The 15,558-nt window shown below is 40.5% G+C and carries 17 protein-coding genes; 11 read left to right on the top strand and 6 right to left on the bottom strand.

What is annotated here, in order from left to right; genetic code table 11:
• Positions 1-17 precede the first annotated feature (17 nt).
• The 5 genes from A9970_RS18860 to A9970_RS18840 all read right to left on the bottom strand — a co-directional run bounded on the left by A9970_RS18860 (position 18) and on the right by A9970_RS18840 (position 4,754).
• On the bottom strand, positions 18-677 hold the full coding sequence (locus A9970_RS18860) for a heme exporter protein CcmB (protein ID WP_070563333.1): 660 nt from the start codon (positions 675-677) through the stop codon (positions 18-20).
• 77 nt (positions 678-754) lie between these two features.
• Positions 755-1,153 (bottom strand): hypothetical protein, encoded by a 399-nt coding sequence (locus A9970_RS18855; protein ID WP_070563336.1) that lies wholly within the window; start codon positions 1,151-1,153, stop codon positions 755-757.
• Positions 1,154-1,256: 103 nt separating this feature from the next.
• Positions 1,257-3,092, bottom strand: coding sequence for an ABC transporter ATP-binding protein (locus A9970_RS18850; protein WP_070563339.1), 1,836 nt, complete (start codon positions 3,090-3,092; stop codon positions 1,257-1,259).
• A 160-nt stretch (positions 3,093-3,252) separates the two neighbouring features.
• Positions 3,253-3,807 (bottom strand): hypothetical protein, encoded by a 555-nt coding sequence (locus A9970_RS18845; RefSeq protein WP_070563342.1) that lies wholly within the window; start codon positions 3,805-3,807, stop codon positions 3,253-3,255.
• A gap of 158 nt (positions 3,808-3,965) precedes the next feature.
• Positions 3,966-4,754 carry an S-adenosyl-l-methionine hydroxide adenosyltransferase family protein gene (locus A9970_RS18840; RefSeq protein WP_046672337.1) on the bottom strand — a complete coding sequence of 263 codons (789 nt, stop codon included), beginning with the start codon at positions 4,752-4,754 and terminating at the stop codon, positions 3,966-3,968.
• A gap of 350 nt (positions 4,755-5,104) precedes the next feature.
• Between A9970_RS18840 and A9970_RS18835 the strand changes: the two genes are divergently transcribed.
• The 11 genes from A9970_RS18835 to A9970_RS18785 all read left to right on the top strand — a co-directional run bounded on the left by A9970_RS18835 (position 5,105) and on the right by A9970_RS18785 (position 14,996).
• The gene (locus A9970_RS18835; RefSeq protein WP_046672338.1) at positions 5,105-6,070 is read left to right on the top strand and encodes a PhoH family protein; all 966 of its coding nucleotides are present in this window, start codon (positions 5,105-5,107) and stop codon (positions 6,068-6,070) included.
• A gap of 200 nt (positions 6,071-6,270) precedes the next feature.
• Positions 6,271-7,221, top strand: coding sequence for a phosphoribosylaminoimidazolesuccinocarboxamide synthase (locus A9970_RS18830; RefSeq protein ID WP_075994626.1), 951 nt, complete (start codon positions 6,271-6,273; stop codon positions 7,219-7,221).
• A gap of 33 nt (positions 7,222-7,254) precedes the next feature.
• Positions 7,255-7,635, top strand: a complete 381-nt coding sequence (locus A9970_RS18825) for an STAS domain-containing protein (protein ID WP_075990983.1) — start codon at positions 7,255-7,257, stop codon at positions 7,633-7,635.
• A gap of 1 nt (position 7,636) precedes the next feature.
• Entirely contained in the window at positions 7,637-8,548 is a 912-nt protein-coding gene (locus tag A9970_RS18820) for a ribonuclease Z (protein WP_182983333.1), read from the top strand.
• Between the two features lie 227 nt (positions 8,549-8,775).
• Positions 8,776-9,834, top strand: a complete 1,059-nt coding sequence (gene hisC, locus A9970_RS18815) for a histidinol-phosphate transaminase (protein ID WP_075990985.1) — start codon at positions 8,776-8,778, stop codon at positions 9,832-9,834.
• Between the two features lie 4 nt (positions 9,835-9,838).
• Positions 9,839-10,978: a bifunctional histidinol-phosphatase/imidazoleglycerol-phosphate dehydratase HisB gene (gene hisB / locus A9970_RS18810; RefSeq protein WP_182983332.1), complete on the top strand. Its 1,140-nt coding sequence runs from the start codon at positions 9,839-9,841 to the stop codon at positions 10,976-10,978.
• 1 nt (position 10,979) lies between these two features.
• Positions 10,980-11,579, top strand: a complete 600-nt coding sequence (gene hisH / locus A9970_RS18805) for an imidazole glycerol phosphate synthase subunit HisH (protein WP_046672343.1) — start codon at positions 10,980-10,982, stop codon at positions 11,577-11,579.
• 12 nt (positions 11,580-11,591) lie between these two features.
• Positions 11,592-12,344, top strand: a complete 753-nt coding sequence (locus A9970_RS18800) for a HisA/HisF-related TIM barrel protein (protein ID WP_075990987.1) — start codon at positions 11,592-11,594, stop codon at positions 12,342-12,344.
• Between the two features lies 1 nt (position 12,345).
• Entirely contained in the window at positions 12,346-13,098 is a 753-nt protein-coding gene (gene hisF / locus A9970_RS18795) for an imidazole glycerol phosphate synthase subunit HisF (protein WP_182983331.1), read from the top strand.
• Positions 13,099-13,212: 114 nt separating this feature from the next.
• Entirely contained in the window at positions 13,213-13,797 is a 585-nt protein-coding gene (gene hisIE, locus A9970_RS18790) for a bifunctional phosphoribosyl-AMP cyclohydrolase/phosphoribosyl-ATP diphosphatase HisIE (RefSeq protein ID WP_088160174.1), read from the top strand.
• A gap of 293 nt (positions 13,798-14,090) precedes the next feature.
• Positions 14,091-14,996 (top strand): WD40 repeat domain-containing protein, encoded by a 906-nt coding sequence (locus A9970_RS18785; RefSeq protein ID WP_244294523.1) that lies wholly within the window; start codon positions 14,091-14,093, stop codon positions 14,994-14,996.
• Between the two features lie 24 nt (positions 14,997-15,020).
• On the opposite strand, the gene A9970_RS18780 is transcribed toward A9970_RS18785, so the two are convergent.
• Entirely contained in the window at positions 15,021-15,497 is a 477-nt protein-coding gene (locus A9970_RS18780) for a GAF domain-containing protein (protein WP_046672350.1), read from the bottom strand.
• Positions 15,498-15,558: the final 61 nt, after the last annotated feature.

Raw genomic sequence — 15,558 nt, 5'->3', positions numbered from 1 at the left:
GTTCTCAATTCTGACACTTAATCTCGCCAAAGGTACGGAAATAACAATAAAGAAATAGTGATGGTGATTACATTAATTGCAAGTAATACGATTATTTCTTTGCTGCTGGAAGCCCTTTCCACGCCTTCTATTGCATTGCGGGATAGCTTGATTAATACGATTAACAGTGGGATGATGGCGGGGAAACTCAAGATGGCCATTAAGGTGCTGTTGTTGCCAGCTTTGGAGCTGATCCCGGAGATCATGGTAAAGACTGTGGCGAAACTGATGCTGCCTAAGATGACCGAAATGAAGTAAAGTGTTGGATCACCGACAGGGTTTCTGAATATCGTCGAATAGACAAAATATGCAATGATCGCCAGCAGGGTCATCATCATCATATTGTAAATGACTTTCGCTAAAATGATCGCTCTGGGATCAACCAGTGAATAGTAGTAAAGTTGCCGGTTTGGGTTTTCTTGGACGAAGCTTTTGTTGATTGCATTGATCGAAGCGAAGAGCATAATGATCCAAAATAATGCATTCCATGTAGCCGTATCAACTGATTTGAACGCTTGATAGCAGACGAAAACAGTTGATACGACATATAGTAGAATTCCGTTAATAGCATATTTTGAACGCCATTCCAGAATGATGTCTTTAAGAATTAAAGTTTTTACCTGTTGCAGCAAAGTCATATGCAGCAAAGATACAAATGTATTTTGACCACGGGAGTGACCAAAACCATCAATTCTTAAAAAAGCTGTTTTTTTACTTATGCGTTAGAAATTTTGGATTTTGCAGCATCAGTTGTATTGTCGATTTTGCTTGCCAAATTTTGAGCGGCATTGTTAGCGTGGTCCAAAGCTTCTCTGCCGGCTTCTTTTGCTTTGTTTTTCAGTGCATCTGCATCATCCGATGCTTTGCTGAAAGCTGCTTGTGCTTTTGATTTCAAATTGTCTAATTCAGCCGAAGCTCTGTTCGCTAGTTTTTGTGCCTTTTTAGCTTCTTTTTTTGAAAGATCTTTCAATGACTTAGTTAAGCTTTTAATGCCGTCATTTGCACGATCTAATTGTTTTTTCCCATCATCAGTTCCTAAAAGATACCATGCAGCAGCTCCCGCAGCTAATCCTACCAAAGCAAATGCCACTAATCCATTTTTGCTATTTTTCATAATTCTTCTATTTTGTTATATATTCAAATGATAATCAAGTATGATACCAAATGAACAATCCCAGGGTGAATTTGTTTAAAAAGAATCAATAATTAACAAAATTTTACATATCAATTTTCTGCTGCTTTGATTGCAGATTATAGAGGTGCTGATAAAGACCGCTTTCTTTTTGGAGCAGTTCAAAGTGCGTACCGCTCTCAGACACGATTCCATTTTCGACAACGATAATTTTATCGGCATCAATAATGGTCGATAGTCGGTGTGCAATAATGATCGAGGTGCGTCCACGCATTAATTCTTCCAACGCCTCCTGCACTTGTCTTTCTGATTCTGAGTCTAGGGAAGAAGTGGCTTCGTCCAAGATAAGGATTGCAGGATCTTTTAATAGTGCACGCGCAATGGCGATTCGTTGGCGCTGACCACCAGAGAGTTTAACGCCACGTTCACCAACTAAGGTGTCATAGCTTTCGGGGAAATTTAATATAAATTGATGTGCGTTGGCACGTTTTGCAGCCGCTATTATTTCATCTTCCGTGGCATCGAGCTTACCATAGGCTATATTTTCACGTATTGTTCCGCCAAACAGCAAAACATCTTGCGGCACGATAGCGACCTGGTTGCGGATATCGCAAAGTTCAAAATCGGATGCCGGTTTGTCATCGTAATATACTTCCCCTTTATTGGCTGTATAGAATTGAAGAATCAATGAAGCTATTGTTGATTTTCCGGTTCCACTCGGTCCAACGATGGCTATTTTATCGCCAGCATTGGCTGTAAAGTTGATGTCTTTCAGAATTTCAATATCGGGGCGGCTTGGATAGGCAAAGGAAACATGGTTGAAGCTTAGTTTTCCGGTCATGGTCTTGTGCACTTCCTTGCAAGTTGGTTTTACATTGAGGTGTTCTTGGGGCTCATCTAAAATTTCCAAGATCCGCTCACTTGCACCCAAAGAGCGTTGGATATTGGCATAGAGTTCGGGGAAACTGCCCATGGAGCCTGCAACAAACATCGAATACAAGATATAAGTAGTCAGGTCGCCTACAGTCATTTCATGGATAGAAACCAATGCTGCGCCGTACCAGATGACAGCAATCACCGCACCGAAAATACAGAAAATAATAAAAGAGGCAAATGCACCACGGAAAGTAGCTCCTTTGACTGCCAACTTTACCACTGAATCCATTTGATTGCTGTAGCGATTAAACTCGAAGTACTCATTCACAAAGGCTTTTACGTTGCTTATCCCCAATAATGTTTCTTGAACGATACTATTTGACTCGGCCATTTTATCCTGGGCCTGTCTGGACAATTCGCGGATGAATTTTCCGAAAATAATAGCAGCTACAACGATAATCGGTAAAATACAAAGGTTCATGAGGGCAAGTTTGGGCGATACCCAAACCAAAAGGAACACACCGAAACAAAGACTAATCAACTGTCTTAAGATTTCAGCCAAAGTTGTTGTTAACGTATCCTGGATCTGTGAAAGGTCAGCAGACAGGCGGCTGTTTAATTCCCCAACACGACGATTGGCGAAAAATTCAATTGGCAAAGAAATCAGCTTAAGATAAGTATCCTTGCGTAATGCGGATAGCGTACGTTCGGCAATCTCAACAAAAATTCGGATACGAAAAAAAGAAACGACTGACAGAAAAGACAGAATAATAAAGGCAATTCCACCAATATAATAAACATGTGGTGCAAGCCATGGATAAGTTTGCTTGCCTTGCGCGGCATCAATCATGGCGCCAAGCAAAGCCGGAAAGGCGAGCATGGCCAAACTGGATAATACCAAGAAAAACATGCCGACCCCAAATTTAAAACGATAAGGTTTTAAATAGGTCATCAATTTAGATGCTCTCAATAGGAGCTCTTTATTCAATTTTGGTTTTGGTAGATCTTCTTCTTGTTTGTTACCGCTGTTGAATCCTCTTGCCATATCCGCTACTTCAAATTTTGTTGCGAGGACAAATGTAAAGAGATTAAAAATATTTTGCTATCATACTTTAGTCAATTTTTTGAACTAAACCGTACTTTTTCTGATTTAAAACGGCTGTTTTAAGTGGCTTGTACTTGTGCAAATGCTTGTTGCTGCTGCTTTATCCTAAATTTTGTTGTTTCGAAGCTGTTAGTTGCGCGTTAAATTTATACAATAAATATCCTAATACGGCGATAACAAGTAAAGCGATATAGAGCAGGATATTGCCTATACCTCCGTTGCCTGATGTTTTGTCAATCTGTGCCCGCAGTTTCTCGTTCTCTTTTTGAAGCTTACTTATGGTGCCGATATAGGCTGATACCTGCTTGTCGTAATCTGTTGCCAATTGTTGGAATTTATCTTTCTCAAAATCTTTGATTTTCAATAGTTTTTGAGTCTCTAAGAAAATGTTATTGTCGGTGATAACAATATCTTTAAGGATATCAATGCTCTTTTGCATGTCACCTTTTGATTTGAAAAGGCCAAAAAGCCCTGTTTTTTGAGTGAGGCTCGTGTCATAGGCGCCGAATTTCTGTTGACGGGCATCGAGTAGGTCATTTACACGGCTTCGTTGGACCTCAAAAGAGCTGGAGTCTGGGTTGTTTTGCGACTTGGCCTGTCCAAAGAAGCAAAATAGAACGGCGATTGGAAGTAGGAATTTTAAGAATTTCATCATGTATTTGGACGATCTATTTAATCAAATGTCTAGTTTAAACTAACGTTGATGGTAAAATTTTATTTTGCCACGAAGCTACAACTACAATTTTAGCCTTGTGGTCAGTTTGACCAAGGATAAAAAAATGGAGCGAAAGCACGACAAATGAATTTATGAAATTAATCTTTAAATTCTATACGAATAACATTGGAATCGTCATCATGAAGTCCGAGTAGCTGGCTGGCATTACCTTTATTGATGGCGATTTCAAGGTAGTTGGAAATACCGAATAAACAAAGTTTCTCTCCTTCTCCCACTTCATTGTAATGCCAGGAAAGATTGGTAATGGTTTCATTACGTTTAAAATAAAGGACAAAATGACGTCCTTTCTGAACTTTATTGAATAGATCTTTCGAGATATTGGTAATGGCGTTGCCGAATGCATCAACATAAATGACGTTGCCTCGGATCATGTCTTTATCAAAGATGGGCTGCAAAGTTACTTTTTCGATGAGCTGTTGCATTGAAGTACCGATTTCTTTCAGTTTGCCCCCCTTAGCAATATGACAGGCGGATTTAGAAAGAATATCTGCGAGCGGAAAGTGTAGATACCGAAGGTCTTGCATTAAGTTGAGCTCATAGAGTTCCTGGGGTTCGTTGCCATTCAACAATAAGCTGAAAATACCGTTGTCGGCTCCGACGAAATAATGATCGTTGTATTTCATGCCGATATATTTCGACTCTTCATGAAACAGGGTGTTAATGCCGATAATATGTACGGTTCCTTTAGGGAAATAATGATAAGCGTTGCCTAACACAAAGGCCGCTCGAGGGATATTGAATGCTGGAATTTCGTGGGTAATATCAACAATATTGGCACCGGACAATTGCGATAAAAGACTACCCTTTAACGCGGCTTGATAAAAATCTTTGTGTCCTAAGTCTGTTGTTAATGTAATTACTGCCATTATAATCTAATCCTAGATCGAATTGCTGTCGAATTCCCTTAAATATACCCTTATATTTATCTAAATAGTGGACAAAATTACTATTTATCAGATGATTTATAAAGCTAATTGGATAACTTATTTTGAATCTGTCTTTTTTCGATTGATATACACAAACATAGCGAAGATTTTATGTATAATGAAATCTTTGTGCCCCTTTATGGGCTGTCTCCATAAGCTTCTAAATCATCGCCGTTTGTACGCTGTATATTCTTGGTTGTTTCGTTAGAATACGTTAATTTTGAATAGTATTATACAGGAACGATATTGTGTAATGGCTACAATCTAATTAATTCTAAATAGGATAAAATTTGAACGAATTACTAATTGCATTAGATGGTCTGAATTTGCCCATATTATGGGGAGCAGACAATGAGCACTTCGATTATTTGAAGAAGCAATTCCCAAAACTGCGGATTGTAGCTCGCGGAAGTGAAATGAAGGTGTTGGGAGACGCGAAGGAATTAGACCTGTTTGAGCAATCGTTTAAGGAAGTCATGGCTCATCTGGAGAAATTTAACAACATTACTTTATTGGATTTTGAAAATCTCCTTGGAGCAAGTGCAGGTTCTGCTGTTCAGCAGGAAAAAGAACTTGCGGCCAAACATGCAGCCTTTGGATCCGAACCGATCGTGTATGGACCTAATGGCCTTATTGTACGTGCACGTACGGCCAACCAACGGAAGATGGTGGATAGTATTTCGAAAAATGACATCTTATTTGCTATCGGACCGGCGGGTACAGGAAAGACCTATACGGCGGTTGCATTAGCTGTTCGGGCACTTCGAAATAAAGAAATCAAAAGGATCATTCTAACGAGACCAGCCGTCGAGGCCGGCGAAAATCTCGGGTTTTTACCGGGCGACTTAAAGGAGAAGGTAGACCCCTATTTGAGACCGCTCTACGATGCATTGGACGATATGATTCCAGCAGAAAAGCTAAAAGGTTACCTGGAAAATCGGACCATTGAAGTTGCACCTCTAGCGTTTATGCGTGGACGAACATTGGACAACTGCTTTGTGATTCTGGACGAAGCTCAGAATGCAACGGATATGCAGCTGAAGATGTTTTTGACACGTATGGGGCCAACGGCAAAATTTATCGTTACCGGTGATATGACACAGGTAGATTTACCGAAAAAAAATCAATCTGGATTGTCTACTTCAATTCGCCTATTGGAGAATATCGAAGGAATAGACATTATCCACCTCAGCGGTGGAGATGTGGTTCGCCATAAATTGGTTCGCCGCATCCTCGAAGCGTATGGCGATATTTAATCGGTCTATGCTGCAAACGTATGATTTGGGATATCCCAGTTTGGCATGGGTACAAAAGGTGCCGACTGATATAGTTCAAATAGCCTTATTAAAAGGCAAATCGAGTACAGTGAGCTCTTAAATAAATGCGCTGCATTTATGAATGCCGTTGAAAGCAGTCATAAATGAACAATTACTTACATTTGAATTTTACGTTGAACATGAATGCTATAAAAGAAACAAATTTCAATTTCGAAAACCAGACTGCTTTTTACCGGGGAAAAGTACGTGACGTGTATACGATTGCCGATACTTATTTGGCGATGGTTGCCTCAGATCGTATTTCGGCATTTGATGTGGTACTTCCACGTCCTATACCCTATAAAGGACAGGTGTTGAATCAAATTGCAGCCAAATTTTTAAAGGCTACGGCTGATATTATTCCAAATTGGGTCGTATCTGTTCCGGATCCAAGTGTTACTATCGGTCAAATGTGTGAGCCGTTTAAAGTAGAAATGGTTATTCGGGGTTACTTGTCGGGACACGCTTGGCGTGAATATGCTGCAGGCAAACGTGAAGTATGTGGTGAGGCATTGCCAGAAGGACTGAAAGAAAATGACAAATTGCCTGAGCCAATTATTACACCGACAACAAAGGCTGCTGTTGGACATGATGAAGATATCTCACGTGCCGATATCTTGAAAAAGGGTATCGTAAGCGAGGAAGATTATATTCAATTGGAGCAATATACCAAAGCATTGTTCCAAAGAGGTACTGAAATTGCTGCGCAAAGAGGGCTAATTTTGGTGGATACAAAATATGAGTTTGGAAAAAAAGATGGAAAAATTGTGTTGATCGATGAGATTCATACACCAGATTCTTCCCGTTATTTTTATGCAGAAGGCTATCAGGAACGCCAGGAAAAAGGTGAGTCACAAAAGCAATTGTCGAAGGAGTTTGTTCGCAAATGGTTAATTGAAAACGGCTTCCAAGGGAAAGACGGTCAGGTCGTTCCGGAGATGACCGATGAGATCGTGGCTTCCATTTCTGAACGTTATATTGAGCTATACGAGCATATCGTCGGAGAGAAGTTTGTGTATCCAGATCAGGAAAACGTACTGGAACGTGTGGAAAGAAATGTGGCAAACGCCTTGAAAACGCTAAATTATTAGTACATTGTATCCTCAAACAAAGGAGATAGACTAATGAAGTATACCATTGATAAGCACGATCGCTATATTGTCATAGAACCTCATGTCGATGTGATTGACGCGGATAACGCCGCTAAACTCAAAGGGGAGTTTTTGTTGCGGAATACGATTGGACAACGGAATATTGTTTTGGATATGATCCACGTTAAGCAAACGGACGAGGTAGGTATCCGTTTAGGCGTGCTTGCCCATCGTTTATGTCAGTCTGTTGGTGGCATATTTATTTTGGTTAATCTTTGTCCAACGTTAATGGATATGGTTCGTGTATCGCATTTGGATAAATCGCTGAAAATAGCACCATCATTAAAGGTTGCGGAGGATTTAATCTTTGCGCACGAATTGGAATCTGAGTATCGGGGGACTATTGAGGATTAATATGAAGTTTGAAGTTCTGATATTGGGAAATAGCTCGGCAACGCCGATGTTTGATCGTCATCCGACTAGCCAAGTGTTGAACTTTAATGAGCAATTGTTTTTGATCGACTGTGGAGAAGGCACACAAATGCAACTTAGCCGATACGGCATCAAAAGCAATCGCATAGGACATATATTTATTAGCCATTTGCATGGGGATCATTATTTGGGCTTGGTGGGGCTACTTTCATCGATGCACCTTGTCGGCCGAAAAAGTGATCTCCATTTGTATGGCCCACCTGCGTTAAAGGAAATTTTAGACGTGCAGTTTTTGCATTCCGAGACTATTTTACGCTATAATCTTGTTTTTCATCCGATTTCACCGGAACAGCCTGGCGTTATTTTTGAAAACAGAACATTAAAAGTAAGTGCTTTTCCATTAAAGCACCGTATCGCCTGCACCGGCTTTCGTTTTGATGAGGGACCCCGCGCGCGAACATTGCTGGGCGATGTCGTGCAGGAATTAAATATACCGACCGCCTATTTTCCGATGATCAAAAAAGGATTTGATTACGTCGATGAAAGCGGTACAATATATCGTGCAGACGACCTGAGCCTTCCTGCCCCCTTATCGCGCAGTTATGTGTATTGTTCGGATACCGTACGGACGCCAGAATATCTGCCTTATGTGCAAAAGGCTAATCTGATGTATCATGAGTCTACATTCTTGCACGATATGGTCGATCGCGCAAAAGAGACGTTTCACACAACAGCGCTGGAAGCCGGAGAAATCGCCCAGGAAACTCACGCAAAGAAGTTGCTATTAGGTCATTATTCAGCTCGGTACAGAGACTTAAATCCCCTATTGGAAGAAGCGAGAACTGTATTCCCAAATACGGAACTCTCTGTGGAAGGTAGATGGTTTTCCGTTTAGTTTTTTTGATTTTTCTCTTATATCCCAGCGATTAACGGGTAAAGACCAATGAAATAGCGATAAAGGAGAAGTAATCAGGACCCCAAAACGAATAGATACAAGCAAACTACCAGGTAGAACAAGCTGATAAATGCAACTGAAGATCCAATAGTCGCCTATGAATAATTGCTTATTATATTGCATATGATGAACAATTTATCTAAGTTTACGGCTCTAATTTTTTTATAATGGATAATCCATTCAACTTAAACAACCTACTACGGGAAAATATTAAGAAGCTCGTACCTTATTCATCCGCAAGAGATGAATTTAAAGGGGAGGCATCCATATTGATTGATGCCAATGAAAATCCTTTTGGATCCCCCTTAAACCATGATTACAACCGATATCCAGACCCTCTCCAACATCAAGTTAAAGCAAAACTTTCTAAAATAAAAGGTGTACCATCAGAGCATATCTTTTTGGGAAATGGAAGTGATGAAGCTATTGATATCTTATACCGTGCATTTTGTACCCCTGGTGTTGACAATGTCATATTAGTTCCGCCAACCTACGGGATGTATGAAGTTTCTGCGAACATCAATGATGTTGCTTTCAAAAAAGTAAACCTTACTGCTGATTACCAGCTGGATTTGGATGGTATTGCCAATGCAATAGACGCACATACTAAACTGATTTTTATCTGTTCTCCAAATAATCCAACAGGAAACTCAATCCGTCGCCAGGATATTGAAACGATCTTGAATAATTTTCAGGGGCTTGTTGTTGTCGATGAGGCTTATATTAATTTTTCTGCTGTCAAGTCATTTACGCAAGAACTGGCTGAATACCCCAATCTAGTGGTATTGCAGACTTTGTCTAAAGCTTGGGGGCTTGCGGCGCTACGCCTGGGCATGGCTTTTGCCAGTAAAGAGATTATAGCTGTTTACAATAAAATAAAACCACCATACAACATTAACCAGGCTACACAAGATATTGTATTGGAAGCCTTAGATCAGGTTGATCAAGTCAATGACTGGATCAAGGAGACGGTGGCGGAGCGCGAGAAACTCGTGCGTGAATTGCTTGAACTGGACTATGTGCAGCATATTACACCTTCTGATGCCAACTTTATTTTGGTCAAGATGGAGCAGCCACGTGAAGTTTACGATTATCTAGTTCAATATGGAATTATCGTTAGAGATAGATCCAAAGTCGAATTATGTGAAGGCTGCCTACGGATCACTGTTGGAACGCCTGCCGAAAATCAAATATTGTTAGAAAAACTTAATCAAATCAATAAATAATACTATGCCTGATAACTTAAAACGTGTACTGTTTATAGACCGCGATGGAACATTAATTTTGGAACCTGAAGACGAACAAATCGATTCTTTTGCCAAATTAAAATTCTATCCTGGTGCTTTGCAGTATCTTCCACGTATCGCAAAGGAGCTGGATTTCGAATTGATCTTGGTTTCCAACCAAGATGGTTTAGGAACGTCTTCCCATCCGGAGGAGAATTTCTGGCCAGTCCATCATTTTGTGATTGATACGTTTGCAGGAGAAGGAGTAGTGTTTGCCGAGGAACATATTGATAAAACCTTTCCACACGAGAATGCGGAAACCCGAAAACCGGGAGTTGGTATGCTTGGAGCTTATTTTGATACGTCGAAATACGATTTGAGCCAATCCTTCGTCATCGGGGATCGTGTGAATGATGTTAAATTAGCACAAAATCTCGGTGCAAAGGCAATTTGGCTGCGTGCTAACGATCAATTAGGTGCTTTCGAAAACCTTGCGATAGATTCAACTGTTATAGCTTTAGAGACAACAGATTGGAAGACGGTGTATGAATTTCTTAAATTGGGTACGCGCACTGCCGAACATCATCGTAAAACCAATGAAACGGATATTTTTATTCAGTTGAATTTGGACGGTTCGGGTAAGTCTGATATCGAAACGGGGTTACCGTTTTTCGATCATATGTTAGATCAATTGGCTAGACATGGAGCACTTGATTTGACCATCAAGGCGAAAGGTGATCTTCATATCGACGAACATCATACAATCGAAGATACGGGTATCGCACTGGGTGAGGTCTTTTTGAAGGCTTTAGGGGACAAACGTGGAATTGAGCGCTATTCCTATACGTTGCCAATGGATGATTGTTTGGCTCAGGTTGCATTGGATTTTGGTGGCCGCAACTGGATTGTGTGGGATGCGGAATTTAAACGGGAGAAGATCGGCGATATGCCTACGGAAATGTTTTTCCACTTCTTTAAGTCGTTTTCAGATGCTTCACGATCGAATTTAAACATTAAAGCTGAAGGTGACAATGAGCACCATAAGATCGAAGCGATCTTCAAAGCTTTTGCTAAATCTATCAAGAAAGCGGTAAGACGCGATGCCGACCATATGCAATTGCCAAGTACAAAAGGAGTATTGTAAGATGATAGGAATTATTAATTACGGTGCGGGGAATATTTTCTCTTTGACAGCGGCACTGGATCGTGTTGGGCTTACCTATGGTATGGTCAATACCGCAGATGAGATCGATCAATACGATCGTATCATCATTCCTGGAGTGGGGCATGCTGGCGCAGCAATGGACAAACTACAGGAATCAGGATTGGTGCCTTATATCAAAAAGCTAAAAAAGCCTGTATTGGGGATTTGTGTTGGTATGCAATTACTGACGGCTTTTTCAGAAGAAGGAAATGCCGAAATGTTAAAGCTTTTTCCTTTGAAGACGTTACATTTTGATGCCGAAAAGTCGGGTAAAGTACCACATATGGGCTGGAATAGTGTTTCCGTGCCAGCAAATAGTCCTTTATTTGCACATATTGAAGATCAAACTTATTTTTATTTTGTCCACTCGTACTTTATCGAATTCGATGCGACATATACTGCGGCAAAATGTGTCTATGGACAGCCTTTTTCGGCTGCAATTTCTAAAGACAATTTCTTTGGCGTACAATTTCATCCAGAGAAATCTGGAAAAGCAGGAGAGCAGCTGTTGCTCAATTTTTCAACTATTCAAATTGATTAAAAATATTCGACTATGTATATCATTCCAGCAATAGACGTTTTGGACAAAAAAGTTGTCCGTTTGAGAGAGGGTAACTACAATGACGTTACAACGTATGCGATTAGTTTAGAAGAGCAAATCGAAACCTACCGCGCAAATGGTACGGAACTCGTCCATATCATTGATTTAAATGGTGCAAAAGGAGACTTCAGCAATCAGGCCTATTTATTTGATATCATCCAGAAGACGGATATGAAGATTCAATATGGCGGTGGTGTTAGAAGCATAGAGAAGGTTAAAGAATTGGTAGATGCGGGTGTTTATCGCGTTATTGTCGGAACACAGGCAATTACAAATCCTTCATTCTTGGAGGAACTGGCGACATTGAATGAAGGTAAAGTAAAATATGCAGACCACATTGTTATAGCGATCGACGTATTGGATGAAGTCATCAAATACTCCGGCTGGTTGGAAAGCTCTCCAATCAAATTGATCGAATATATTGATAAATGCTTGGTTTTAGGGTTCTTTAGATTCTTATGTACCGATATTAGTAAAGATGGTAAATTGGGCGGTGCAGGTGTTGAATTGTACCAAAAGTTGTTGAACCATTCTCCGATTATCAAGTTAATTGCTTCTGGCGGGATCAGTTCAATGGACGATATTCAGAAACTTCAGGAACTGGGCAGTGTAGAATCTGTTGTCGTTGGTAAAGCAATCTATGAAAATAGAATCTCGATCGATGAAATCAAAGATTGGAATTTAAAATCGTTAATCAGATTTTAAAATGCTGGCAAAACGTATAATTCCCTGTTTGGATGTTAAGGATGGGCGGACTGTAAAAGGAGTCAATTTTGTGGATCTGCGCGATGCGGGTGATCCCGTTGAATTGGCCTATGAATATTCTCAACAAGGGGCTGATGAACTCGTTTTCCTGGATATTACAGCGACACATGAGGAGCGTAAAACGACAATTGATTTAGTCAAAGCAGTCGCACGTCAAGTGAATATTCCTTTTACAATTGGCGGTGGTATCAATGAAATCAAAGATGCTGACATCCTGTTGAATGCAGGTGCAGATAAAATTTCCATCAATTCCGCGGCGGTACGTAACCCCGATCTTATCAATCAGATGGCTGCAGCTTTTGGTGCACAATTTGTTGTTGTTGCTGTCGATACCCGGTCCACCGACGGTCAGCATTTTGTCCATCTGAGTGGTGGACGCATTAGGACGGAATTGAACACAGCGGATTGGATACTTGAAGCGCAGGAACGTGGAGCGGGAGAGATCCTGCTGACGTCAATGGATCATGACGGAACAAAAAATGGCTTTGATAATGGTTTTTTAAAAACAATAAATGACCGCATTCATATTCCACTGATTGCCTCTGGCGGAGCTGGTAATCAACAGCATTTTGTGGATGTTTTTCAGCAAGCTAACGTAGATGCTGCCCTGGCGGCATCGGTCTTCCATTATGGTGAAATATTGATTCCCGATCTTAAAGCTACTTTGCGTCAAAATGGAATTGTCGTAAGATAGAAAACAAGATTGATCAAGGAGAAGTAAGTCATAAACTTGCTGGATGAAATCCTGAGAAGTTAAAAGAGAGCTCACGGTTCTTCGAAAATAATTAAAAATTGAAATACTAAAATCATGTTAGATTTTGCAAAAAGTGACGGCCTCGTTCCAGTGATTGTGCAGGACTTCCAAACGTTGGAAGTATTGATGTTAGGCTATATGAACGAGAAAGCTTGGGAGAAGACACAAGCAGAGAAACGTGTTACGTTTTTCTCCCGAAGCAAAAATCGCCTTTGGACAAAAGGAGAGGAGAGTGGAAACTTTTTGAATGTAAAAAGCATCCATGTTGATTGTGATAAGGATACTGTTTTGATCAAAGCAGAACCAATGGGGCCTACCTGTCATACAGGGAGCAGAAGCTGTTTCAGTACAGACTTTAACCAAAACTTTCTGTTGGAGTTAGAGCGTATTGTCAACCATCGCTATGAACATCCTTCTGATGAATCTTATGTCAACCGCCTGCGTTCTCGCGGTATCAATAAGATTGCGCAAAAGGTTGGCGAGGAAGCTGTAGAAACAGTAATTGCAGCATTGACAGAAACAGATGCTGATTTTATCAATGAAACTTCAGACTTATTGTTTCATTTGATCGTATTGTTGCGTGAGAAAGGATTTTCTTTGGAAACAATTGCGAAAAACCTCGAGAGCAGACATCAATAGGTATTTGAAGGGACATCTTACTTCGTGCTCCTAGCTCACTTAAAATCGGAAGATGGCAACACCGTTGAACAAAATCCGAAACGGGGAGAAGGCTTTAAGCTAAGATGACAAAATAATCTAAGAAGTGCAGTATATTTGTGGATATACTGCACTTCTTGTTTCTGTCGGCTAACAATACGTATTGCTGTATTGATTTTTACTGGACTCACAGTTCGATCAGTGGAGTCCTACAGCATAAAAACTGGGCGTAAAATATGCGATCCGGCTGGAGAAGGAGTTTTAGCGAAATTACTATGGATATTACATTAAAATCGACATTACCAGGACATCAAAACCCTATTTTTTGTGTAGAGAAGGGTTATTATACGCACACATTTTTTACAGCTGGTAACGATAAGGGCGTTGTCGAATGGGATATTGAGCAGAATGCATTTAAGCGTATTCTCTGCGCAGTAAGTTCATCGGTATACGCTTTACGGTTGATAACGGGTACGCCGATTCTGGCCATAGCCTTGCGCGAGGGCAAGCTACTTTTTGTACATGTAGAAGAGCAAAAGCTTGTAGCAAGCATACAACTGAGCACCAAAGCTATTTTTGCATTGGCTTATATGTCCTGGAAAAATGAGCTTTTGGCGGTAGGTGAAGAGGGGACATTGTATGTCATTGACTTGGCAACTTATAAAAGTATTTACGAGAAGCGTATATCCCCAACAACAATTCGGGCAATTGCAATTGATGAAGGACTTGGACGAATAGCATTGGGCGATAAAGATGGACAGGTTTATATGTTGGACAGTACTGACTTTCATGTTATTACTGATTCAAAATTGCATAGTATGCCCACTACGTCGCTGGCATTTATCCATAATAAATTGCTAAGTGGTGGAAGGGATGCGCAATTGGTGATTTCAGATCCAAATCAATTGACAACTAATTTTTCCTTTGTACCTCATCTTTTTACCGTATACGGAATATATCCCCATCCTGAAGCGCCAATTTTTGCAACTGTCAGTCGCGATAAATCGTTGAAGTTTTGGTCCACAGCCGATTTTGCACTATTGAAAAATATGAGCCGCGAGAAGATGCAAGATGGCCATCATTTATCTGTAAATGCAGGATCATGGTCCGAAAATGGACAATATTTCTTTAGTGTCGGTGACGACAAATTAGTGAAAGTCTGGGAATTTGAAAATAAATAAATGATCAAAAATAGCGCAGCTTATCTATTCGCTGTCTAAAAGCTGTAATACCTGCGTAAGGTATTTCTCATCGACTTCATCAAAACTATTTAATTCACTGCTGTCAACGTCCAGCACACCGATAATCTGTCCCTGTTTAAAAACGGGTAGCACTATTTCGGACCGCGAGAGCGAACTACAGGCAATGTGTCCCGGAAATTGCTCTACATCAGGAACAATCAATGTTTTTTCCTGTGCCCAAGCACCCCCGCATACGCCACGGCCTTTCTTGATACGCGTGCATGCAACGGGGCCCTGAAAAGGGCCTAATACGAGCTCGTCTCCATCAACAAGATAGAAACCAACCCAGAAAAAATTGAATTGTTCTTTCAGTGCAGCAGCGATGTTAGCCAAATTGGCTATTTGATTAGGCTCGCCTTGCAATAGTCCTCCAATCTGAGGAAGTAAATTTTGATATTGTTCTTCTTTGCTACCTTTAGCTATTTGTAAATCCTCTGCCATAAAAATCTATGTAAAAAAATAATCATGCATTTGCTATCAGGATTACAATTGCCAAGCATGT

It is taken from the genome of Sphingobacterium sp. UME9 (assembly GCF_014170215.1).
Lineage (GTDB): Bacteria > Bacteroidota > Bacteroidia > Sphingobacteriales > Sphingobacteriaceae > Sphingobacterium > Sphingobacterium paramultivorum.
The sequence above is the reverse complement of the archived record's forward strand: the minus strand, read 5'-3'. Positions and strand labels throughout refer to the sequence as shown.